This is a genomic window from Paenibacillus nanchangensis (assembly GCF_046543445.1).
Classification (GTDB): Bacteria; Bacillota; Bacilli; order Paenibacillales; family Paenibacillaceae; genus Paenibacillus_AQ; species Paenibacillus_AQ nanchangensis.
This window is the reverse complement of sequence record NZ_JBHOFD010000056.1, coordinates 14021-35966: the sequence shown is the minus strand read 5'-3', so window position 1 is coordinate 35966 and position 21946 is coordinate 14021. Positions and strand designations below refer to the sequence as shown.

The 21946-nt window shown below is 55.8% G+C and carries 18 protein-coding genes and 1 tRNA gene; 14 read left to right on the top strand and 5 right to left on the bottom strand.

Features of this window, described 5'->3' with window-relative positions; all coding sequences use genetic code 11:
- Positions 1 to 143: 143 nt before the first annotated feature.
- Entirely contained in the window at positions 144 to 623 is a 480-nt protein-coding gene (locus ACE6ED_RS28115) for an Lrp/AsnC family transcriptional regulator (RefSeq protein WP_410830764.1), read from the bottom strand.
- Between the two features lie 176 nt (positions 624 to 799).
- On the opposite strand from ACE6ED_RS28115, the gene ACE6ED_RS28110 reads away from it, so the two are divergent.
- The 6 genes from ACE6ED_RS28110 (at position 800) to pstA (ending at position 6956) form a co-directional block, all read left to right on the top strand.
- Positions 800 to 1642 (top strand): sulfite exporter TauE/SafE family protein, encoded by an 843-nt coding sequence (locus ACE6ED_RS28110; RefSeq protein WP_410830763.1) that lies wholly within the window; start codon positions 800 to 802, stop codon positions 1640 to 1642.
- A gap of 3 nt (positions 1643 to 1645) precedes the next feature.
- The gene (locus ACE6ED_RS28105) at positions 1646 to 2023 is read left to right on the top strand and encodes a DUF1634 domain-containing protein (protein WP_410830766.1); all 378 of its coding nucleotides are present in this window, start codon (positions 1646 to 1648) and stop codon (positions 2021 to 2023) included.
- 645 nt (positions 2024 to 2668) lie between these two features.
- On the top strand, positions 2669 to 4099 hold the full coding sequence (locus ACE6ED_RS28100) for a TolB family protein (protein WP_410830762.1): 1431 nt from the start codon (positions 2669 to 2671) through the stop codon (positions 4097 to 4099).
- 38 nt (positions 4100 to 4137) lie between these two features.
- Positions 4138 to 4995 carry a phosphate ABC transporter substrate-binding protein gene (locus ACE6ED_RS28095; protein WP_410830761.1) on the top strand — a complete coding sequence of 286 codons (858 nt, stop codon included), beginning with the start codon at positions 4138 to 4140 and terminating at the stop codon, positions 4993 to 4995.
- A gap of 132 nt (positions 4996 to 5127) precedes the next feature.
- Complete coding sequence (gene pstC, locus ACE6ED_RS28090) at positions 5128 to 6078, top strand: phosphate ABC transporter permease subunit PstC (protein WP_410830760.1); 951 nt, start codon at positions 5128 to 5130, stop codon at positions 6076 to 6078.
- Positions 6075 to 6956, top strand: a complete 882-nt coding sequence (gene pstA / locus ACE6ED_RS28085; protein WP_410830759.1) for a phosphate ABC transporter permease PstA — start codon at positions 6075 to 6077, stop codon at positions 6954 to 6956. Before pstC ends, pstA begins: the two co-directional genes overlap by 4 nt.
- A gap of 160 nt (positions 6957 to 7116) precedes the next feature.
- Here pstA and ACE6ED_RS28080 read toward each other — a convergent pair whose 3' ends face one another.
- From ACE6ED_RS28080 to ACE6ED_RS28065, 4 genes are all read right to left on the bottom strand, one after another.
- The gene (locus tag ACE6ED_RS28080; protein ID WP_410830758.1) at positions 7117 to 7806 is read right to left on the bottom strand and encodes a TetR/AcrR family transcriptional regulator; all 690 of its coding nucleotides are present in this window, start codon (positions 7804 to 7806) and stop codon (positions 7117 to 7119) included.
- 91 nt (positions 7807 to 7897) lie between these two features.
- Positions 7898 to 9034 carry an ABC transporter permease gene (locus ACE6ED_RS28075; protein WP_410830757.1) on the bottom strand — a complete coding sequence of 379 codons (1137 nt, stop codon included), beginning with the start codon at positions 9032 to 9034 and terminating at the stop codon, positions 7898 to 7900.
- Positions 9031 to 9789, bottom strand: a complete 759-nt coding sequence (locus ACE6ED_RS28070; protein ID WP_410830756.1) for an ABC transporter ATP-binding protein — start codon at positions 9787 to 9789, stop codon at positions 9031 to 9033. The genes ACE6ED_RS28075 and ACE6ED_RS28070 overlap by 4 nt, the downstream gene beginning before the upstream one ends.
- Positions 9790 to 10169: 380 nt before the next feature.
- A tRNA-Arg gene (locus ACE6ED_RS28065) sits at positions 10170 to 10243 on the bottom strand.
- Positions 10244 to 10506: 263 nt separating this feature from the next.
- Between ACE6ED_RS28065 and ACE6ED_RS28060 the strand changes: the two genes are divergently transcribed.
- From ACE6ED_RS28060 to yihA, 8 genes are all read left to right on the top strand, one after another.
- On the top strand, positions 10507 to 11397 hold the full coding sequence (locus ACE6ED_RS28060; RefSeq protein WP_410830755.1) for a hypothetical protein: 891 nt from the start codon (positions 10507 to 10509) through the stop codon (positions 11395 to 11397).
- Positions 11398 to 11596: 199 nt separating this feature from the next.
- Positions 11597 to 12943 carry a trigger factor gene (tig, locus tag ACE6ED_RS28055; RefSeq protein ID WP_410830754.1) on the top strand — a complete coding sequence of 449 codons (1347 nt, stop codon included), beginning with the start codon at positions 11597 to 11599 and terminating at the stop codon, positions 12941 to 12943.
- A 381-nt stretch (positions 12944 to 13324) separates the two neighbouring features.
- On the top strand, positions 13325 to 13915 hold the full coding sequence (clpP, locus tag ACE6ED_RS28050) for an ATP-dependent Clp endopeptidase proteolytic subunit ClpP (RefSeq protein ID WP_410830753.1): 591 nt from the start codon (positions 13325 to 13327) through the stop codon (positions 13913 to 13915).
- Between the two features lie 12 nt (positions 13916 to 13927).
- A complete protein-coding gene (gene clpX / locus ACE6ED_RS28045) occupies positions 13928 to 15184 on the top strand; it encodes an ATP-dependent protease ATP-binding subunit ClpX (protein ID WP_410830752.1) in 1257 nt (418 codons plus the stop codon).
- A 98-nt stretch (positions 15185 to 15282) separates the two neighbouring features.
- Entirely contained in the window at positions 15283 to 16410 is a 1128-nt protein-coding gene (gene ispG, locus ACE6ED_RS28040; RefSeq protein WP_410830751.1) for a flavodoxin-dependent (E)-4-hydroxy-3-methylbut-2-enyl-diphosphate synthase, read from the top strand.
- A gap of 403 nt (positions 16411 to 16813) precedes the next feature.
- Positions 16814 to 18523 (top strand): ATP-dependent protease LonB, encoded by a 1710-nt coding sequence (gene lonB, locus ACE6ED_RS28035; protein WP_410830765.1) that lies wholly within the window; start codon positions 16814 to 16816, stop codon positions 18521 to 18523.
- Positions 18524 to 18847: 324 nt separating this feature from the next.
- Positions 18848 to 21184, top strand: a complete 2337-nt coding sequence (gene lon / locus ACE6ED_RS28030) for an endopeptidase La (RefSeq protein WP_410830750.1) — start codon at positions 18848 to 18850, stop codon at positions 21182 to 21184.
- A 12-nt stretch (positions 21185 to 21196) separates the two neighbouring features.
- Complete coding sequence (gene yihA / locus ACE6ED_RS28025) at positions 21197 to 21850, top strand: ribosome biogenesis GTP-binding protein YihA/YsxC (protein WP_410830749.1); 654 nt, start codon at positions 21197 to 21199, stop codon at positions 21848 to 21850.
- Positions 21851 to 21946 lie beyond the last annotated feature (96 nt).

Below are 21946 nucleotides of genomic sequence, written 5' to 3'. Positions count from 1 at the left end.
GGCAGCGGCTCATTGCGTCTAATCCTTGTGGCGTCTGGTTCTTGTGAATAATAGTTCTCCGTGCATGATTTTGTTAGTGTTGGCTCTGGCTGCGCTGCCCAAGCTGGCTCAGGCCGTTTCATTGCACCGCGGCGGGCGGCACGCTACAATCGCATTCCCATGCGGCTTTTGTACCGCTTGATCAGCACCTGGGATTCGACGGAGGTGATGCCGGGGAGCACATACAGCTTGTCTCTCATAAAAGCCTCCATCTCGGCGTTGTCCGAAAACAGGGCGTGCATATGCAGCTTGGACGGGCCGGTCATATGATAAAGGCTGGTGACCCAGGGGTCGTCGGCCAGCTGCTCGGCAACTTCATGCAGATGCTTGGGCTCCACTTCCACATTAAAAAAAGCGGACACCGCGATCCCGATCTTCTCCGGATTGATGACGGCGGTAAACCGCTCGATTACCCCGCTTTCGATCAGCGCGTTCACACGGGCCTGAATCGCCACACGTGACAGGCCGATCGTTTTGGCGAGGTCGGTATAGGATACGCGACCGTTCCGGTTCAGCTCGCGGATAATATCCCGGTCGACGGCGTCAATTGCATCGCCAGGCAGTTCGTTTACGTTGCGGCTCAACAGTTCTCCTCCTAAATGACTTTCTTTTTGAATGTACTTACACTATATCACTTAATAAATGCAAGTAAAACAATTCGTTCATTGACAAAATGAAGGATAAGGCATAACATGTGGGACGGACTTGCTTCGTAGATTAGGAAGTAAGAATTTGAATCTGTCATATGGGAGATTAAGCGATGGCATTGACGACAAGCGGTATTGCATTGATTTTTTTGATTGCGATCCTGGCGGGCATTACGGGTTCGGTTCTCGGTCTGGGCGGAGGTATTATTGTGACCCCGGCTTTGACGCTGTTATTCGGTGTAGATATCAAATATGCGATCGGCGCGAGCCTCATCTCGGTTATTGCCACATCGAGCGGAGCCGCCGTATCCTACATCCGGGACAAAATCACCAATCTAAGGGCAGGGATGTTCCTGGAAATCGCCACGACCGTCGGAGCGATTACCGGCGCGTTCATCGGCGGGCTGCTGGCGCCCAAGCTGCTGTACATCGTATTTGCGCTGCTGCTGCTGTACTCCGCGCTCAACATGCTCAAGAACCGCAACAGCGAGCTGCCGGAAAATGTGGAGATGAGCCCGGCGGCGGCCAAGCTGAAGCTCGGCGGGCGCTACTATGACAAGGCGCTGAAACGCGAAGTGGAATACAATGTGGGCAATGTATACGGCGGATTTGGTGTGATGTACGGCGCGGGCGTCGTCTCCGGACTGCTTGGCATCGGCAGCGGGAGCTTTAAAGTTATGGCGCTTGATCTGTTTATGAAGCTGCCGATGAAGGTTTCGACCGCCACCAGCAATTTCATGATGGGCGTTACGGCGGCGGCCAGTGCCGGCATCTATATGCTGCGGGGGGACATCGACCCGCTCATTTCGGCACCCGTCGCGCTCGGCGTACTGCTTGGAGCGACGCTGGGCTCCCGCATTATGCAGCGGCTTAAAAACAAAACGATCCGGAAGCTGTTCATCCCGGTCCTGATCTATGTCTCCATTCAAATGATCGTGCAAGGGGTGAGATTGTAGATGATGAACGCGGACACAAAAGAACGCCGGAGCGAAGCCGAAGAAGTGGAGGCGATCGTCAGCAGGGTGCTGCGGATCGGGGTGCTGATCAGCGCGGCCGTCATAGTCGCCGGCCTGATTCTGCTGCTCATCGCCGGAAATACCGGGTACCCGGAAGGGACATATCCGGTTAGTCCGGGCGCGGCAGTGGCAGGCGCCGCCGCGTTGAAACCGGCCGCTGTGCTGCAGACCGGCCTGATGCTGCTTATTTTGACGCCGGTGCTGCGGGTTGCGGCTTCCTTGTTTATTTTTTTGAAAGAACGGGATTACCTGTATGTAGTTATTACCTTGATCGTGCTTGTCATTCTTGCGGTCAGTTTTTTGCTTGGCAAAGCGGGCTGAGGGAAGGGTGCGGGTCAGCTGGTAAAGCTCCTGCTAACCGGTAAGGCTAGGGTCCATCGGTAAAACCCGTGTCAACCGGTAAGCTCGGGTCAATAGGTGAAACTCAGGTCAATCGGTAAGACTCGGGCCAACCAGGCTCAGGTCCAATCGCTAAAGCTCAGTCGATGGGGTCAAATGGCAGATTACCGGGGACGATTTTGCACACAATCGGCCGTATACGTTCTGAGTGTTTTTTACAAACTTTACAAAACATCAAGGAAGGGCTGTCCGCAGGGACGCCCTTTTTTTGTGCTTTAGCGGGGCATTCTATGTCCGGCCCACCTTTTTCAACGCCCTCATTCCGCCCCTGACTATGGCCCGCCGATAGGTTTTACAGCCCTGTTTTGCGTCTTCCCTGCCGAGTTTTACGCCTTTATCACCCAGTTTTACGCCTTCTCCACCCGGTATCACGCCTTCATTTCTCCTCTTAAGCCCTTCGACCAGCCCGGGTGAAGAGGCCCGGGTAGCGGGGCGGGGGGGACCGGAACCATAGTCCTAAAAATATTTTTCCACTTTATAACTGCTTAACAATTCCCCGCAACAGTTTTAACGATTGAGATCGACAATGTGATTAGCAATTACCTATACGAAAAAGGGTGAATCGCATTGGAGAACAAGAAATGGATTACGGCAGTTATGGCTTCCGCACTGCTTATGACGACGGGAGCCGCAGGGGCGGCCGCCGCGGGGGAAACGGCCAAGCCGGCGCCGAAAGCCGGAGTGAAAACATCCGCTTACACCGAAACTTCAACCAATTGGACGGTGGATGGACAGCAAATTACGCTGAAAACGCTAAAAGGCGGACCGCAGGCATTGTATCAGCTGGCCGATCTGGCCGCGGCATTAAACGCCAAGTATACGGCGGTGGCAGGCGGCGTGGAATTGACCGACAGCCAAGGGTTACATACCGTCCGGGTTCAGCCGGGCAGCACCGTGTTTCAACTGGACGGAGCACAGGGAACATTTACCTATGCGCCGGTCGCACATAAAGGCAAGGTTTACGTAGAATTAACGCCAACCGTCAAAGCGCTGGGCGGTGAGCTGCTGGAGAAAAATACGGGAATTCTGAGCGTGGCCCGTCCGGAAGGCGTGTACGGGGTGCCGCATTTTACCTCGGACGGCCGGCTGCTGGTGAACCGCGAGGACGCCGAATCGGCGCTTACGCTGAAGCTCGGCAATGCGCTGGGCAGCTACGAAATATTTGCGACGGATGACCGCACCGCCGAATACGCCGTGTCCGCCGACCGCAAATGGGGCGCGTTTACGGACGAAAACGGACGTCTGAGTATCATGAACCTGTTCAGCGGCGTCATTCAGCCGCTTGGCACGGACAACAGCGTTAAGACCGACCTGGTCTGGTCCGCGGACGGTAAAACCCTTTATTTTATCCAAGGGGACAAGCAGGAAAAAATCGCGAAAGCCGACGCCGCCACCGGCGCGGTAAGCTCCATTGTATCCGACAAAGTGGAAAACAAATCAATGCTGCGCGTGTCCGATGACGGAAAATCCGCCCTCTACATCGTGAATATTACGGGTACGGCGACCACGGACAAAGAAGGCACCGAGGAATCGCTGACCGTCGATTACAGCAAAGCGGGAGAGCAGCTGTACCTGATCGACCTGACCGCAAAAGACGCCAAAGCAGCGGCCTTGACCAGCGGCAGCGACAACAAACTGTATCCGGAATTCTGGGGAGACGGTGCGGTATACCTTAGTGCGGACCCGGAAGGAGCTGCGCCTAACAAGGTAAAAACGGTAAAAAAAGACGGAACCGCTGCTGATCTGAACTTATCTGTAGAGCCGTTTTGGCTGGGCAAAGCGGACGGCAAGCTGCTGGTAGCCGGCACAACTGCCGAGGGCACAAGCGTTGTCTTTTCGATCGCCGAGGGCGGCCAGCCGGCCGAGCTGTACCGCACGAGCGGCGAGATCAGTGAAATTTCCGTTTCCGCCGACGGCGGATTGGCTGTAATCAGCGACGGCACCGTACATTGGGTGCAAAACGGCTCGGCCGTGCAGCTGACCCGGGCTCAACAATAAAAAAACCAAGGCATAACTGCCAAGAAGGAGAATCCAACATGAATTTCTTTAAAAAGTTCACCGTGACCGCCCTGACTGCGGTCATCACTGTCGCCGCTTCGTTCGCGGGCGTAACCGCCGCAGCCGGATCGCTCAGCGGCAAAGTTACCGTTAACGGTTCAACCGCCCTGCTGCCGCTTACGCTGCAGGCGGCCAAAGAATTCCAGAAGATGCACCCGAAGGTCAAGATCGCCGCTTCCGGCAAAGGCTCCGTCACCGGACCGCAAGCCGTAAAAAAAGGCATCGCCGACATCGGCGCCTGCGACTGGGATGCCAGCATGGACGTTCCGGGCTTCAAAGCTTTTGACGGCCAGGTAGCCAACAAAGTAGCCGTGATTCCGTTCGCCACCATCGTCAACAAAAACGTAAAGGTCGATAACCTGACCACGGAACAGCTGAAAGGTATTTTTGCCGGCAAAATCACCAACTGGAAGGAAGTAGGCGGCCAAGACGCCGATATCGTGGTGATCACCCGCGCTTTTGGCTCCGGCACCCGCGTTAACTATCAGGCAAAAGCGCTGGACGGCGGCGACATCGTCAAAAAAGAGAAAAACTACAAGGAAACCGGCTCCAGCGGCGACATGAAAACGGCCGTAGCCACTACGCCGGGCGCCATCGGCTACATCGATCTGGTGTATGTGAGCGGCGACGTGAAAGCCGTGAAGTTCAACGGCGTGGAAGCAACGACGGATAACGTAATCAACGGCTCCTACAAAATCTGGGCCTACGGTTACTACATGACAAAAGGCCAGCCGACCGGCGCTACCAAGGCTTTTATCGAGTACGTGCAAAGCAAGAAGTTCCAGCAGGGTTCGCTGAAAAAGCTGAAATTCATCCCAATTTCGGCCATGAAATAAGCAGGTAGGCATAAGCAAACGCAAACGTAAACTCAAGTTTCGCATGGGGCAAACGCAAAAATTTAAAATGAATGGCTAGGCGGCCGGCTGACGCACAGGATCAGCCGGCCGCCTTTCGGGAGGAATCGAGTCATGGGCTCACCTGTCCACAATCTGACGATCCGCAAAAACGCGGAAGACGCACGGGGGACGCGCGCCGCGGACCGCAGACACGCCCGGCACCGGCTGGGCAACACGGTATCGAAACATTTTTTCCTTTTCTGCATTATCGCCTTGTGCTTGGTGCTGGGCCTGGTTGTTTTTTTTATCGGCAAAACCGCGCTGCTGCTGTTCGGCGACATATCGCCGGCGGAGTTCTTCCTGTCGTTTAACTGGACGCCTGAGGAAGAAGCGTTTGGAGCAGCCGCGTTTATCGTCAATACATTTTCGCTTACCGGGCTGACGCTGCTGATTGCCGTTCCAATATCGCTTGGCATGGCGGTGCTGACGGCGGAGATCGCGCCGGTGTGGCTGAAACGGTTTATCCGTCCGGTGCTTGATCTGCTGGTGGGCATTCCTTCTATTGTATACGGCTATCTTGGCTTGACCGTGCTGCTGCCTTTTCTGCGGGAAGCAAGCGGGGAAAGTCTGGGGGACGGCCTGCTTGCCGCCGCGCTGGTGCTGTCGCTGATGATTTTGCCGACGATCTGCCGGATCAGCGACGATGCGATTGTGGCAGTTCCCCAAAAATACCGGGATGCCGCTTATGCGCTGGGCTCGACCCGGCTGCAGGTGATTTTTCGGGTCGTGCTGCCGGCTGCGGGCCGCGGCATTGTGTCGGCGATTATTCTCGGCATGACGCGGGCGATCGGCGAGACGATGGCGGTTGTTATGGTGATCGGGAACACGCCGCAGCTGGCCAAGTCGCTGTTCACTTCCGCTTCGGTGCTGACAAGCAACATCGTGATGCAGATTTCCAACGTGGAATTTGACTCGACCTGGAACTATGCGCTGCATATGATGGCGTTCCTGCTGCTGCTAATTTCATTCGCCATGATTCTTGTGATCCGGTTTCTCGGCAGAAAAAGGAGGGACGCCGCATGAACGGATTTGTCCGCACCAAACGGAGCGCCAGGGCCGTCCGGCGGGACCGGATTGTGACCGGTTTGCTGTATGCGCTTGGCGGGCTGATTTTGCTGCTGATTTTTGCGCTGCTGTTCACGATTCTCGGCAAAGGGCTGCCGAGCCTGTCGTTTGAATTTCTGATCAAGCAGCCTGAGGAGATCGACCCGGGCGGCGGTATCGGCCCGGTGCTGTTCAACTCTTTTTACATCCTGATTTTGTCGCTGCTGATTTCCGTGCCGATTGGTGTCGGAGCGGGCATTTACATGGCGGAATACGCGCCGGACAACAAGTTCACCGCGGGCCTGCGCATGTGCGTTGAGACGCTATCTTCCGTGCCGTCAATCGTGTTCGGCCTGCTTGGCCTGGCGATCTTCGCGGAGTATTTCGGCATCGGGTTAACGATTCTCGGCGGCGCCGTGTCGCTTGCAATGCTGAATCTGCCGATGCTGACCCGGGTCACCGAGGAGGCGGTCCGCGCCGTCCCCGGCGAGCTGCGCGAAGCGGGTTACGCGCTTGGCACGACCAAGCTGCACGTCATCCGCAAGGCGGTACTCCCGGTAGCGATGCCCGCCATCATCACCGGGATCTGCCTGGTGGCGGGCCGGGCGTTCGGCGAATCGGCCGTCATCATCTTGACCGCGGGCCTCAGCACTTCCGGCGAAATGTGGGATTTCAACCTGCTGTCGCCGGGCGAGACGCTGGCCGTTCACCTCTGGTACGTGCAGTCCGAGGCTATCGTTGAGGACGCCAGGCAGATCGCCGATAAATCGGCCGCCGTGCTCGTATTTGTCGTATTGTTCATCAATCTGGCTTTCCGGTTCCCGATGTGGTTGGGAAGCCGCAAGACACGCCGCTAATTCCCAGGAGATCCGGTCCCCCGCCGGCTGCTCCGCCCCTATAGCCGCCCGGGTCCCTTGTGGATCGGGCGGTTTTGTCTGGGATCAAGACCCAATGGAACAAAAAAAGACTGTTCCCTCAGCCTGTAAGTAAAGGCGGGGACCAGTCATAATGTTGCGTTCAATCGCCAGTATTCGATGCGCCAACGCCCTGCACAATCATCCGGATTGTCCGGTCGATCTCCAGCTCGTCGTCCCACTCGGAGTCGGGAAGCAGCAGCAGCCGCGTAATAAGGAAACCGAGGAGGGAGGAGGCGGTAAACCGGATAATGACCGCGGGAGGAAGCGGGGCTAGTTCCCCTTTGTCCTGAAAATGGCGGACGATCTCTTCCATCTGCGCAAAAATTTTGCTGATCACCAGTTCTTTATACTGGTTACGAAGCGCCGGTTCAAACGGTATTTCTTGAATTAGAATTTTCAGTATTTTGTAGTATTTGCGGGCAAATTCCAGCCGGTTCAACGCAAAAGTCTTCAAGAAGACCGGGAAGCTGTCGTAAGGCGTCTCCAACACGTCTTTGAAGTTACTTAGAAGGAGCGGGGTAATCAGCTTGACCGCCGAAGGCCCCACAATGGCCATCAGGAGGTCTTTTTTGGTCTTGTAGTAGCGAAAAATCGTTCCTTCGGCAACGCCGGCCAGTCTGGCGATTTCACCGGTGGAAGCGGCGGCATAGCCTTTTTCGGCGAAGACGTTGACTGCCGCCTCCACTATGGCGATCTGCTTTGGTGTCATTTTCTCTTCGGCTCCGTACAGCCGCAGCGCTTCGGACCATTCTTCCATGCCGCGGTAATCGGCGGTTTCCTGCTTAGTCATTCCGGTAACCCTCCAAATCTAGGTCCAATTGGTCTCCATTTTATCATATAGAGGAGGGAATTACATTTTCGAAGACCGTCATGGCCAGCCGTTACAGCTTCCGGTGCTTGCGCAAAGCCAATATATTCAGGGCGATAAAAACAAAAGAAAATCCGGCCAGCACATAGACGTTCAGCGCGACGCCGCTCCAGCCTCTTCCCCGGATCATGACGTTTGTCAGCGCGTCCGCGCCATAATACAGAGGAGTTGCCCAGCCGATCCGCTGAACCCATAGGGGCAGCGTGTCAAGCGGGAACAGGCCGGACAAAAAGATCTGCGGCACAATGATCAGCGGGATGAACTGGATCATCTGCAGTTCGTTTGCGGCGAAAGCGGACAGCAGCGTTCCTAGTGTCAGCGCCGTCATGGAGAGCAGCAGGGTAACTAGCAGAACATAGACGAATGAGCCGGCCATCTGAATGCCGAGTACGTCGATGCTGAACCAGGTGATTAAGACCGCCTGCACAAGGGTGAACAGGCCGAAGCCGCCGACATAACCAATAACGATCTCCCAGCGTCTAAGAGGCGTGGCCAACAGGCGCTCAAGCGTGCCGGTCGTACGTTCTCGCAGGAAAGAGACGCCTGAGATCAGAAACACGAAGAAAAAGACGAATACGCCAATCATCACCGGGCCAAACCGGTCGAGTGTCTTCATGTCGGCTGAGCCGTACAGGTAATCGATTGCCAAGGTCGGTCCGTCCGCCGCACTTGCAACAGCTGGCTGTGATGAACCGTCTGCGGTAGCCGGACGTTCGCTGCCAGGAGAGGCAATATTGCCTTTCGCCACGGACTCCGCATTTGTAGAGGTCATAAAGCCGGCCATTTCCTGCCGGCTTTGTTCCAGAAGCAGCAGGACGGCACGGTTCACGGAAGGATCGCTTCCTTCAAGCAGCACACGGACTCCCTTTTCTTCTGGTGAGATCAGGGCGTCAATCTCTCCGGCGCGCAGGGCATCTTCCCCTTGGGCAGGTTCCTGGTATTGGTTCACTGTGGCACCATGACCCTCCAGGATGGAGGCAAGCGCCGCAGCCCGGCCGGTCAGGCCGACGGCGGGCTCGTAGGTTTTGCCGTTGAACACCAGGCTCATCAGGCACAGGACGACAAGCGGAGCGGCAAACATCAATGCCATGGTCCGCCGGTCATGCAAAAATTGGCGGGTAATCCGTAGGGCAATCGCGCGGGTTCTCATGCCTGTTCCCTCCCGTAATGAAGAAAGGCTTCCTCAATAGTGTCCGAGCCTGTAGCCTGGAGCAGTCCGCGCGGCGTATCCTCGGCCAGCAGACGGCCGTCCCGGATCATGGCCAGCCGGTCGCATTTTTCGGCTTCGTCCATAACATGCGTAGTTAACACGATTGTGGTTCCCTTCCGGCTCAGCTCCCGCAGCTCGTTCCAAATCGACTGGCGCAGCACGGGATCGATGCCGACCGTCGGCTCATCTAAAATGAGCAAAGGCGGCTCGTGGAGCAGGGCAATGGCCAAGGACAAGCGGCGTTTCATCCCTCCGGAGTAGTCACAGACTTTTTTGCCGAGGTGGGCGGTTAAATCCACGGTGTGCATTACCTTTTCGATGCGGGCGGACCGCTGTTTTCCCCTTAAACCATAGAGGGAGGCGAAAAATTCCAGGTTTTCTTTGGCGCTGAGCTCGGTGTATAACGCGTCGGACTGAGCCATGTACCCTATGCGGCCAAGCAGGGGCAGATTCGGCATAGGTATTCCAAGCACGGTCACCCGGCCTTTGGTCGGTTCCTCAATGCCGGTCATCAATTTAACCAGCGTCGTTTTACCTGCCCCCGACGGACCCAGAATGCCGTACGTTTCTGACGGTTTAATTTGAAGTGTGATGCCGTTCAGGATGGTTTTTCGCCCATAAGCTCTTGTGACTTCGTGCACGTCAACGGCCGGCTGATCAACGGGGGGCGATTCGTAAAAGCTGCTGTCCCGCATGGAAATCCCCTCGATTCTTGAATTATGAGTGAGTACTCACTCATTAATATAGCGCCGGCTGTTCTTTTTGTAAAACACTTTTTTATGAAAAGGTTCAGCCTGGCTGTTTCCTTCCAGTAGGAAAGGTTAAGGATAAAAGGGAACGGGTATAGAGTTTACAAACCTGGAGTGTTTGGAGACGCTGCTCAGAATAAGGTTTGGTTGAGGAGAGAGCAGGATAAGGTTTGGTTGAGGAGAGAGCAGGGTGAGGTTGGGTTAGTCAGGACAGGGCAAGATAGGTAGAGCAGAGCAAGAGCAGGGCAGCTTCAGAAGATCAGAGATTCAGGCGCTCACCGCAGGCAATAAAAAAAGCCTTCCCGCAAAGGAAAAGGCTGTGGTCACGTCCCAGGAGGGATTCGAACCCCCGACCGTGCGCTTAGAAGGCGCATGCTCTATCCAACTGAGCTACTGGGACATATGAAAAAGCAAGCAAAAAATATGTTAGCATAGAAAGAATACAATTTCAACCCGTTTTTTTTCACCGCTGTGGAGGGTATGCTATTATCTGCGATTGATGTTCCGGACAAAACAAAGGAGGCAGCCTAAGGCGCAGTCCTTTCATTCATAGGGATGTAAACCGCGCGGACCCTGATCCGCCGGAATTGGCCAGATTGATCGCCGACACATAAAGGAGGTGCCCCTATCAAACAATCCGAAGCTCCCGTCAAGGAGAATGTAGTGCTGTTTCCGAAGACGCTGGATTACTATCAGATCCAGCTGACGGTTATGCTGGAGGGCGAACGCTACGGAGAAGCGATGGAGCTGCTCCGTTTTCTGCTGCAATGCCAGGGGCAGGAGCCGCGGCATTACGAAGAATGGCAGTCGCTGCTGGGCTGGCTGGAGGATGCGTTCCCTTATGCGGATCACGCCCAGGCCTTCGCCGAGACGCCCGCCGTGCCGGAACAGGATGCGGACCTTGGCGAGGAAGAAATGGCCCGCAGGCTGGCCAGACAGAAGCAGGAAGAAGATCGGGAATATCAGAGCAAGCTGCTCTCCAGAGTGATTGCCGAGCCGCTGAGCGAGCAGACGGTGCTGGCGCTGGAGCAGCTGTCGTATTTGGAAGGCGAGGAGATCGACGCCGAGCTGACGGATTGGCTCGAGCGGGAACGGGCGCATCCGCTGCTGCAGTTCCGGGCGCTGCAGACGCTGCGGCGCCGCGGCGTTACGGGCGGCGTCCGGCTGCAGCGCGGAAGCGGAATGATCCAGGTGGAGATCGAAGACGTGCCGCTGCAGAACGGCGAATTCCCGGCCCAGGTCGCGCAGGTGCTGGAGCGGGTAGCGGAACAGACGGAAGTGCATGAGCCCACGCTGTATTATTTTGCCCAGGAGCTCTGGAGCCAGTTCATCATGTCGGCTTACGGGACAACCGATTACCGCTGGCTTCTCCGCGGGGACGACGAGACGCTCGACCTCTGGGCCGGCGCGCTGCACCAGGTGGTGTCCGAAAGCCTGAACGGCACGCGAAACGAGGAAGAGACGCGGACCCTGTACGGTATAACGGATACGATGCGCTTCCAGTTTGAACAGGCGTACCGTTCGATCCGGCAGTTTGTCAAAAACGGACTCTGAGCGCGCGGAAGCGGCCCTCTTTTTCGGGCGCATGCTTCCGCCGTTTTCTGGTATCTGTGCCTGTCCTGCTGTTAGGCGCCGTCCGTACGGGGATTAATCTACTTGAAAAACGGCATGATGTTGGATATACTATAATGGTTATTCTGTGCGTGTATTTTCAAAGAATCATGTGAACCTATTTTGGAGGGGAAAGTATAACATGAAAGCAACCTGGGAAAAAATAGAGAAGAACCTTGGGGTTCTTGAAGTAGAAGTTGACGCAGAGCGCGTATCCAAAGCTCTCGATCAAGCATTTAATAAAGTGGTAAAGAAAGCCAACGTGCCGGGCTTCCGCAAAGGCAAAGTGCCGCGGCCGATCTTCGAATCCCGTTTTGGCGTAGAGAGCCTCTACCAAGACGCGATCGACATTCTTCTCCCGGAAGCGTATTCCGAAGCTGTCGAACAAACCGACATCTTCCCGGTTGACCGTCCGGAAGTGGACATCGAGCAATTCGGCAAAGGCCAATCCTTCAAGTTCAAAGCCAAAATCACAGTGAAGCCTGAAGTAACGCTTGGCGAATACAAAGGTCTGGAAATTCCGGTCCGCAAAGCTGAAGTTACTGAAGAAGAGCTGTCGGCTGAACTGAAGCGTCTGCAAGAGCGCCATGCAGAGCTGGTCGTAATCGACGAGCAGCCGGCTGCAGAAGGCGACATCGCCGTTATCGATTTCGACGGCTATGTGGACGGCGAAGCGTTTGAAGGCGGCAAAGCCGAACGCTATTCCCTGGAACTGGGCAGCAACTCCTTTATCCCTGGCTTCGAGGAGCAAGTGGTAGGCATGGCTACAGGCGACTTCAAGGACGTGGAAGTAACTTTCCCGGAAACGTACCATGCAGAGAACCTGGCCGGCAAAGCTGCAACCTTCAAAGTAAAACTGCATGAAATCAAGCGCAAGCAGCTTCCGGAGCTGGACGATGAGTTCGCCAAAGACGTAAGCGAGTTCGAAACGCTTGCCGAATACAAAGAAGATTTGAAGAAACAGCTCGAATCCCGCAAGGAAGCTGAACTGAAAGGCGAACGCGAAAACGCGGTAGTCGACAAAGCTGCTTCCAATGCCGAAGTGGAAATTCCGGACGCCATGATCAACAGCGAAGTAGAGAACATGGTCCGTGATTTCGACAACCGTCTTCGTCAGCAAGGCATGAACATGGACATGTTCCTGAGCTTCTCCGGCCAAACCCGCGAAGATCTGGAAACCCAGATGAGAGGCGACGCCGAGAAACGCGTCCGCAACAACCTGGTGCTTGAAGTGATCGCGAAGCAGGAGAATATCGAAGTGTCCGAAGAAGAAGTGAACAAGGAACTGGCGGATATGGCCGAAATGTACAAGCGTACACCGGAAGAAATCCGCAATATCCTCGCTTCCAACGGTTCGCTGGGCAGTCTGAAGGAGGAAATCTCCCTCCGCAAGACGATCGAGTTCCTGGTTGAGAACAGCAAAGAAGTTGAAGCGCCGGCAGAAGAAGCTAAAGCCGAAGAAGCCAAGGCTGAAGACAGCGCAGAGTAATTTCCCACAATTTCATAATACAGACCGCACCACTGGCTGCGGCTGCATGATTCAAAGGCACGTAGATTCCCTTACGTGCCTTTGCTTATAAGGCGGGGCCCCGGTTACCGGGGCTTGCGGTTTCTGAAGCTGTGGGGTGCCGGTGCAGTCCGGACCGAATGGACACGAAGCTGATGCAATCGAAACCGGGGCTGACGCGAATCTGATTATTCCAGAGACACGAGGGCGGCTCGGCGGATTTTTTTTCATGAGGACTGGAAGATTCCCCGCGCTCTGCCGGGTCGAACGGCCCGAAGAGTGAAAAAATGACATTGCGCTTTGAACGTGTTAAAATATTTCTGCACAGGCAACACTAAACTATACAGAAAAGGGGTTGGTGGCATGAGTCTGGTACCAATGGTTGTAGAATCGACTAACAGAGGAGAACGCTCATACGATATATACTCCAGATTGCTCAAAGACCGCATCATCTTCCTGAGCAATGCGATTGACGATGATGTCGCCAATCTGGTTATCGCTCAATTGCTGTTTCTGGCGGCTGAGGATCCCGAGAAGGACATTAGTCTGTACATCAACTCGCCTGGTGGTTCTGTAACCGCGGGCATGGGTATATATGATACGATGCAATACATCAAACCCGATGTTTCCACGATTTGTGTTGGCATGGCGGCAAGCATGGGCTCGCTCCTGCTGACGGCCGGTGCGCCGGGCAAACGGTATGCGCTGGCGAACAGCGAAGTAATGATTCATCAGCCGCTTGGCGGCGTTCAAGGTCAGGCGTCCGATATTTGGATTCATGCGGACTGGATTATTAAGACCAGACAGAAGCTGAACCAAATTTATGTGGACCGTACAGGTCAGCCCCTTGAAAAAATCGAGCGTGACACGGATCGCGACTTTTTTATGAGTGCGGAGGAAGCGAAGGAATACGGCATTATTGACCAGGTTCTCACTGCACCGATCAAATCCTAAAGGGGTGGTTAGATGTTTAAGTTTAACGATGAGAAAGGACAGCTGAAATGCTCCTTTTGCGGCAAATCGCAGGAGCAGGTCCGCAAGCTTGTAGCGGGACCCGGCGTTTATATATGCGACGAGTGCATCGAGCTGTGCACGGAGATTGTGGAAGAAGAGCTCGGCCATGAAGAAGAGCTGGATCTGAAGGATATTCCGAAGCCAAAGGAAATCCGCGATATTCTCGACCAGTATGTCATCGGTCAAGAGCAGGCGAAGAAATCTTTGTCCGTAGCGGTGTATAACCACTACAAGCGGATTAACACGCAAAGCAAGATCGAGGATGTAGAGCTGTCGAAGAGCAACATTTTGCTGCTTGGTCCGACGGGCTCCGGTAAAACGCTGCTTGCTCAGACAATGGCGAAGATTCTGAACGTTCCGTTTGCAATTGCGGATGCGACTTCCCTGACGGAAGCCGGTTATGTCGGCGAAGACGTTGAGAACATTTTGCTGAAGCTGATTCAAGCTGCGGATTATGATGTAGAGAAAGCCGAACGCGGCATTATTTATATTGATGAGATTGACAAAGTGGCGCGCAAATCCGAGAATCCGTCCATTACCCGCGACGTTTCGGGTGAAGGCGTGCAGCAGGCCCTGCTGAAGATTCTGGAAGGCACGGTTGCTTCGGTTCCGCCGCAGGGGGGACGCAAGCACCCGCATCAGGAGTTCATTCAGATCGACACAACGAACATCCTGTTTATCGTCGGCGGCGCATTTGACGGGCTGGAGCAGCTGATCAAACGCCGTGTCGGCAAAAAAGTCATCGGCTTCAACGCCACAGCCGACGGCCAAAAGGACCTGAAAGCGGGCGAATACCTGTCGATGGTGCTGCCGGAAGACCTGCTGAAATTCGGTCTGATCCCCGAGTTCGTTGGACGTCTGCCGGTCATCTCCACGCTGGAGCCGCTCGACGAGAAGACGCTGGTCCGCATCCTGTCCGAGCCGAAGAACGCGTTGACCAAGCAGTATATCAAGCTGCTGGAGATGGACAATGTGAACCTGAAGTTCGAGCCGCAGGCGCTGGAAGCCATCGCCAAGGAAGCGATCAAACGTAACACCGGCGCGCGCGGACTCCGTGCGATCATCGAAAGCATCATGCTGGACGTGATGTACGAGGTTCCTTCCCGCGAAGACATCAAGGACTGTGTCATTACGGAGAAGGTCGTCCAAGAGAAGGCTCTGCCTGAGCTGAATCTGTCCAAGGATAAGAAACAAGAAGAAAGCGCCTGATCCAGGAGCTTACAAATATAAACCCGAACTCCACCTTCTTAACCTGCCTTTCACGGGGTGCCGAGGGTGGAGCTTTGGCGTTATGGGGGAGAAACCATATGTTCTTGAGACACCAGACGCGTCCCGTCAACGTTGGCGGCGTCATCATCGGGGGAAACAACGAGGTTGCCATCCAAAGTATGTGTACCACGAAGACGGCGGATGTGGAAGCGACTGTCGCGGAGATTTTGCGGCTGGAGGAAGCGGGCTGCCAGCTGGTGCGCGTAACCGTGAATAACGAAGAAGCGGCGGCGGCGATCAAGGAGATCAAGAAGCGGATTCATATCCCGCTTGTTGCCGACATCCACTTTAACTACAAGCTGGCGCTGCTGGCCATCGAAAACGGAATCGACAAAGTGCGGATCAATCCGGGCAACATCGGACGCCGGGAGAAGGTCGAAGCCGTTGTCAAAGCCTGCAAAGAGAAGGGCATTCCGATCCGGATTGGCGTCAACGCCGGTTCGCTGGAGCAGCATCTGCTGGAGAAATACGGTTATCCTACGCCGGAAGCGATGGTGGAAAGCGCCTTGTTCCACATCGGTATTTTGGAGGAGTTGGATTTCCATGATATTATCGTTTCGCTAAAAGCCTCCGACGTGCCGATGGCGATTGAAGCCTACCGCAAGGCCGCCGAGGTCATTCCTTATCCGCTGCACCTGGGGATTACCGAATCCGGTACCTTGTTTGCGGGAACGGTCAAGAGCTCGGCGGGGATTGGCGCTCTGCTGTCGATGGGCATTGGCAGCACAGTCCGGATCTCGCTCAGCGCGGATCCGGTGGAAGAAGTCAAGGTCGCGCGGGAGCTGCTTAAGACCTTTGGGCTGATCTCCAACGCGGCAACGCTGATTTCCTGCCCCACCTGCGGACGGCTCGATATCGACCTGTTCTCCATCGCCAACGAGGTGGAAGAATACATCTCCAAGCTGAAGGTGCCGATTAAGGTGTCCGTGCTGGGCTGTGCCGTTAACGGCCCGGGCGAAGCGCGCGAAGCGGACATCGGCATTGCCGGCGCCCGGGGAGAAGGACTGCTGTTCCGGTACGGACAGATGATCCGCAAAGTGCCGGAAGCCGAGCTTGTCGACGAGCTGAAGAAAGAAATCGACATCATCGTGGCGCATTACGAAGCGACCGGAGAAATTCCGGGCCGCAAGGAGCATCAGCACCGGGCTGCGGCGGAGACGGTGTAAGCCTTGAGAGTCTGGGACGGTGTGGTTAATGCAATAGATAAAAGCAGTAAGCACGAGCATCGGGCTTAGGCGGAGATGACGAACTGCTTAATGCGATAAGTCCTATAAAGTAAAGCGGAGGTCTGCTTCCGCTTCAAATGATCAGGCCAACCGGAGAGGGAATCCGGCGGGCCTGATTTTTGTTATATCGATGGAATTAGTGAATAACCGGAAAGCGGGGAGCGGCTGCTGCCCTTTTCTTGGCGAAACACCGTCCGGCGCGTTTATCGGCGGCGTAAAAGGCTATACTACCTAGTATTGGTTACACTGCAGTCCGGCAGGAATGCAAAATTTATGATAGATAGGATCGCCGGCAGACGCCGCAGGAGAATCGAGTCAGAAGAAGAAGGATGGTGTGAAGATCATGGAATTGGGCGTCGTGCTGATGGTGGTGCAGCTCTTTTTTGCGTCCGTCATCGGCGTTTATTTTTGGAATCAGCTTCGCGGACAAAAGACCAACAAGACGGCGGTGGACCGAGAGTCGCGCAAGGAGCTGGAGAAGCTTCGCAAAATGCGGGCGATTTCACTGACAAAACCGCTGGCGGAAAAGACCCGGCCGGCTTCGATCGGCGACATCGTCGGCCAGAAGGACGGGCTGCGCGCGTTGAAGGCGGCTTTGTGCAGCGCCAACCCGCAGCATGTGATCATTTATGGACCGCCCGGAGTCGGTAAAACCGCCGCAGCCCGGGTGGTGCTGGAGGAAGCGAAAAAAAACAAACTGTCTCCTTTTAAAGGCGACGCAAAGTTTACGGAGATTGATGCTACAACGGCGCGTTTTGATGAACGCGGCATTGCCGACCCGCTGATTGGCTCGGTCCACGATCCGATTTACCAGGGAGCAGGCGCGATGGGCGTCGCCGGGGTGCCGCAGCCAAAGCCGGGCGCAGTGACGAAGGCGCATGGCGGCATTTTGTTCGTCGACGAAATCGGAGAACTGCATCCGATTCAAATGAATAAACTGCTGAAAGTGCTGGAGGACCGCAAGGTGCTGCTCGAAAGCGCCTATTACAACTCGGAGGACAGCAGTACGCCGGCCTATATCCACGATATTTTTCAAAATGGGCTGCCTGCGGATTTCCGTCTGGTGGGTGCAACGACCCGCTCGCCGCATGAACTGCCTCCGGCGCTTCGTTCCCGGTGCATGGAGATTTATTTCCGGCCGCTGCTTCCAGAGGAGATTGGTATCATCTCCAGGGAGGCGATTGCGAAAATCGGGCTGAAGCCGAGTCCCGAGGCGGTTGAAGTGGTTACGCAGTATGCGACCAACGGACGCGAGGCTGTTAATATCATTCAGCTGGCGGCAGGCCTTGCGCTGACAGAAGAACGCGACACACTAAGCGCCTCCGATGTCGAGTGGGTGGCCGGCAGCAGCCAGCTGCCGCTGCGGACCGAACGCAAGGTACCGGCATCGCCGCAAATCGGCCTTGTGAACGGCCTCGCCGTGTACGGGCCGGGCATGGGCACCTTGCTTGAAATTGAAGTGACTGCCTCCCCGGCTGTTGGAGGGCAGGGACGGGTCAGCATCACCGGCGTGGTTGATGAAGAGGAGATTGGTGGCGGTTCGCGCACGATCCGGCGCAAAAGTATGGCGAAAGGCTCGATTGAGAACGTTTTGACCGTGCTGCGTTCCATGAACCTGAATCCGGATCAATACGACCTGCATGTGAATTTCCCGGGCGGTACGCCTGTGGATGGTCCGTCCGCTGGTGTCGCCATGGCGGTGGCGGTTGTATCGGCGATCCGGGGGCTGCCGGTGGACAATACGGCGGCGATGACCGGCGAGATCGGCATCCACGGCAAAGTGAAGCCGGTTGGCGGCGTCGTTGCCAAAGTGGAAGCCGCGCTCCAGGCGGGCGCAACAACGGTGTTTGTTCCGAAGGAGAACTGGCAGTCGCTGTTTGCGGAGCTGCAACCGCAGCGCGTAATCCCGGTAGAGACGATTGACGAGGTGTTCCGCCATCTATTCGGAGCGGATACCGCCGATATCCGGCTGCCCGCGGCGTCCGGCGATTCGTACGCTTCCGGCGCGCCGATGTTTCAGGCGGGGGCCGCTGGGGACGGGGCGAACCTGTAGCGGGCAGTGACCGTAAACGAACGATATGGGCTAATTTATTTTGGCCCGCTGCTGAAGGGCAGGCTGTGATTCCTCGACAGGAGGCGGCCTGTCCTTCCCGCTGGGCGGGAGGCTGATGCAGCAGGGAACGGTCAGAGAGCGGTCAGGGAGCGATCGCGGCGGGTTACCTGCACCGTGAACTTAGCGGCAGCAGGCTGGGCTGCAGCCGCAACGCGCGGAACAGCCGCCTGCTGGCGAGAGGTGGTCCAATTGGTGTTTTCAGGCGGCTTTTGTTAGAATAAATGCATATGACATTACTTGAGAGCCATTGGGGGTGCGAAAGCGATGATATCCAACAAAACGAAAGGTCGTCGTTTTCCTTTGCTGCCGTTAAGAGGGCTTCTTGTTTACCCGAGCATGGTCCTGCATCTGGACGTGGGGCGCGAGAAATCCGTTAAAGCGCTGGAGAAAGCGATGGTGGAAGACAACTTAATCCTCCTCTGTTCTCAGTCTGAAGTAAATATTGAAGAACCGGGGCAGGACGATATATTCCGGGTGGGCACGGTGGCCAATGTCCGCCAGATGCTGAAGCTGCCGAACGGAACGATCCGCGTGCTTGTGGAAGGCATGGAACGGGCCGAAATCATTCAATATACGGATAACGAGGAGTTTTACGAAGTATTGGCGCGGGAGCTGCCTGAGCAGGAAGACGGTGACCAGGAGAGTGACGCGCTGATGCGCACGGTGCTGGCGCAGTTTGAGCACTACATCAGCCTGTCGAAGAAGGTAACCCCCGAAACGCTGGCCGCGGTGTCGGACATCGAGGAGCCTGGCCGCCTGGCGGATGTAATCACGAGTCACCTGACGCTCAAGATTAAGGACAAACAAGAGATTCTTGAGACGATTGATGTGCACAAGCGGCTGGAGAAGCTGCTGGACTTTTTGAACAACGAACGCGAAGTGCTGGAGCTGGAACGCAAGATCAGCCAGCGCGTGAAGAAGCAGATGGAGAAAACCCAGAAAGAATATTATCTGCGGGAACAAATGAAGGCGATCCAGAAAGAGCTCGGCGACAAGGAAGGCCGGGCCGGTGAAGCCGATGAACTGCGCAGCCAGATGGCTGATCTGGAGCTGCCGGAGAAGGTTCGCGAGAAGGTGGAGAAGGAGATCGACCGGCTGGAAAAGATGCCGTCCAGCTCCGCCGAAGGCGGCGTCATCCGCAACTACGTCGACTGGCTGCTGGCGCTCCCTTGGAGCCACAGCACCGAAGACGATCTCGATATGCAGAAAGCCGAGCAGGTGCTGAACGAAGACCACTACGGTCTGGAGAAACCGAAGGAGCGTGTGCTGGAGTATTTGGCCGTCCAGAAGCTGGTGAAGCAGCTGAAGGGTCCGATTTTGTGTCTCGTGGGGCCCCCAGGTGTCGGCAAAACCTCGCTGGCCCGCTCAATCGCCCGCTCGCTGAACCGCCAATTCGTGCGGATCTCGCTTGGCGGCGTCCGGGATGAAGCGGAGATTCGCGGTCACCGCCGTACTTATGTCGGCGCGATGCCTGGCCGCATCATTCAGGGCATGAAGACTGCGGGAAGTCTGAACCCCGTCTTCCTGCTTGACGAGATCGACAAGATGGCGTCGGATTTCCGCGGCGATCCATCGGCTGCCCTGCTGGAGGTGCTTGACCCCGAGCAGAATAACACGTTCAGCGATCATTTTGTCGAGCTGCCATTTGACCTGTCCAGCGTAATGTTCGTGACAACCGCCAATGCGGTGCATAACATTCCGCGCCCGCTGCTTGACCGGATGGAGATGCTGTACATCCCGGGCTATACGGAGCTGGAGAAGCTGCAAATCGGCGGACGTTATCTGCTGCCGAAGCAGAAGAAGAACCACGGCCTGACGGAAGAACAGCTGCAGATCAGCGAAGATACGCTGCTGCGCGTCATCCGTGAATATACCCGCGAGTCCGGCGTGCGTAATCTGGAGCAGCAGGTCGCGGCGCTCTGCCGCAAAGCGGCGAAGCTGATCGTTTCGAACGAGAAAGAGACTGTCGTCATCGGTCCGGACGATGTGAAGGAGTATCTGGGCACGCCTAAGTACCGCTACGGAATGGCGGAGCTGGAAGACCAGATCGGCACGGTGACCGGGCTGGCCTGGACGGAAGTGGGCGGAGACACGCTTTTGATCGAAGTAACGGTTGTGCCGGGAACCGGCAAGCTTACGCTGACCGGCAAGCTGGGCGATGTGATGAAGGAGTCGGCGCAGGCTGCCTTCAGTTATACCCGGTCCAAGGCTGCGGAGCTGGGAATCCCGCTGGATTTTCATGAGAAAAACGATGTGCATATCCACATTCCGGAAGGCGCCATTCCGAAGGACGGACCGTCCGCAGGGATTACGATTGCGACCGCGCTGATCTCGGCCCTGACCAAACGGCATGTCTCGAAGGACGTGGCGATGACGGGAGAAATCACGCTTCGCGGCCGGGTGCTGCCGATCGGCGGACTGAAGGAAAAATCGCTGGCTGCCCACCGCGCCGGCTACAAAAAAATTCTGCTGCCCAAAGACAACGAGCGCGATCTCAAGGAAATTCCCGACAGCGTGAAAAACGATGTGGAGTTCGTGCCGGTATCCCACATGGATCAAGTGCTGCAGCATGCGCTTGTGGAACAGGGCGGCCTGCAGTAGAAAGGAAGTTTTATGAAAGTTACGAGCGCCGAATTTGTGATCAGCGCCGTCGGCCCGGACCAGTACCCGCAGGACGCTTTGCCGGAGATTGCTCTGGCAGGGCGTTCCAACGTGGGAAAGTCCTCGCTGATTAACCGCATGATCAACCGCCGCAATCTCGCCCGCACCAGCTCCACGCCGGGCAAGACGCAGCATATGAACTATTACCGTATTAATAATCAGCTGTATTATGTGGATTTTCCGGGTTACGGCTATGCCAAGGTGTCGAAGGTGCAGCGGGCGGCTTGGGGTAAAATGGTCGAAAAATACCTGGCTGAGCGTGAGACGCTGAAGCTTATTTTGCTGGTTGTCGATCTTCGCCACCCGCCCACTGCCGATGACAAAATGATGTTCGAGTGGCTGACGCACTACGGTCTTCCGATGTGTGTTGTCGCAACCAAGGCGGATAAAATCCCGAAGACCCGCTGGCCGAAGCACATCAAGATTATGAGAGAAGCGCTTGGCGTCCGGCCGGAGGACACCTTTATTCCATTTTCCTCGGAAATCGGGCTAGGCAGGGACGAGCTGTGGGATGTGATCCTGTCTTACGCGGGAACACCGGAAGAGTCGGGGGCGGAAACTGAAGCAGTGAATGACAATGATGCGCCGGAACCAACGGACATTTAGGATTCTCGTAGTCCGGAAACAATTAAACGTGATTGATCCGCTCGGCTCAGGCCGGTCAAGGAAACTTTCCTTTGACCGGCCTGTTTGTGTATGGGA

Coding starts and splice junctions, on each gene's coding strand:
- ACE6ED_RS28110 (WP_410830763.1), top strand. CDS start 800: ATGGCATTGACGACAAGCGGTATTGCATTGATTTTTTTGATTGCGATC.
- ACE6ED_RS28105 (WP_410830766.1), top strand. CDS start 1,646: ATGAACGCGGACACAAAAGAACGCCGGAGCGAAGCCGAAGAAGTGGAG.
- ACE6ED_RS28095 (WP_410830761.1), top strand. CDS start 4,138: ATGAATTTCTTTAAAAAGTTCACCGTGACCGCCCTGACTGCGGTCATC.
- pstC (WP_410830760.1), top strand. CDS start 5,128: ATGGGCTCACCTGTCCACAATCTGACGATCCGCAAAAACGCGGAAGAC.
- pstA (WP_410830759.1), top strand. CDS start 6,075: ATGAACGGATTTGTCCGCACCAAACGGAGCGCCAGGGCCGTCCGGCGG.
- ACE6ED_RS28080 (WP_410830758.1), bottom strand. CDS start 7,806: ATGACTAAGCAGGAAACCGCCGATTACCGCGGCATGGAAGAATGGTCC.
- ACE6ED_RS28075 (WP_410830757.1), bottom strand. CDS start 9,034: ATGAGAACCCGCGCGATTGCCCTACGGATTACCCGCCAATTTTTGCAT.
- ACE6ED_RS28070 (WP_410830756.1), bottom strand. CDS start 9,789: ATGCGGGACAGCAGCTTTTACGAATCGCCCCCCGTTGATCAGCCGGCC.
- tig (WP_410830754.1), top strand. CDS start 11,597: ATGAAAGCAACCTGGGAAAAAATAGAGAAGAACCTTGGGGTTCTTGAA.
- clpP (WP_410830753.1), top strand. CDS start 13,325: ATGAGTCTGGTACCAATGGTTGTAGAATCGACTAACAGAGGAGAACGC.
- clpX (WP_410830752.1), top strand. CDS start 13,928: ATGTTTAAGTTTAACGATGAGAAAGGACAGCTGAAATGCTCCTTTTGC.
- ispG (WP_410830751.1), top strand. CDS start 15,283: ATGTTCTTGAGACACCAGACGCGTCCCGTCAACGTTGGCGGCGTCATC.
- lonB (WP_410830765.1), top strand. CDS start 16,814: ATGGAATTGGGCGTCGTGCTGATGGTGGTGCAGCTCTTTTTTGCGTCC.
- lon (WP_410830750.1), top strand. CDS start 18,848: ATGATATCCAACAAAACGAAAGGTCGTCGTTTTCCTTTGCTGCCGTTA.
- yihA (WP_410830749.1), top strand. CDS start 21,197: ATGAAAGTTACGAGCGCCGAATTTGTGATCAGCGCCGTCGGCCCGGAC.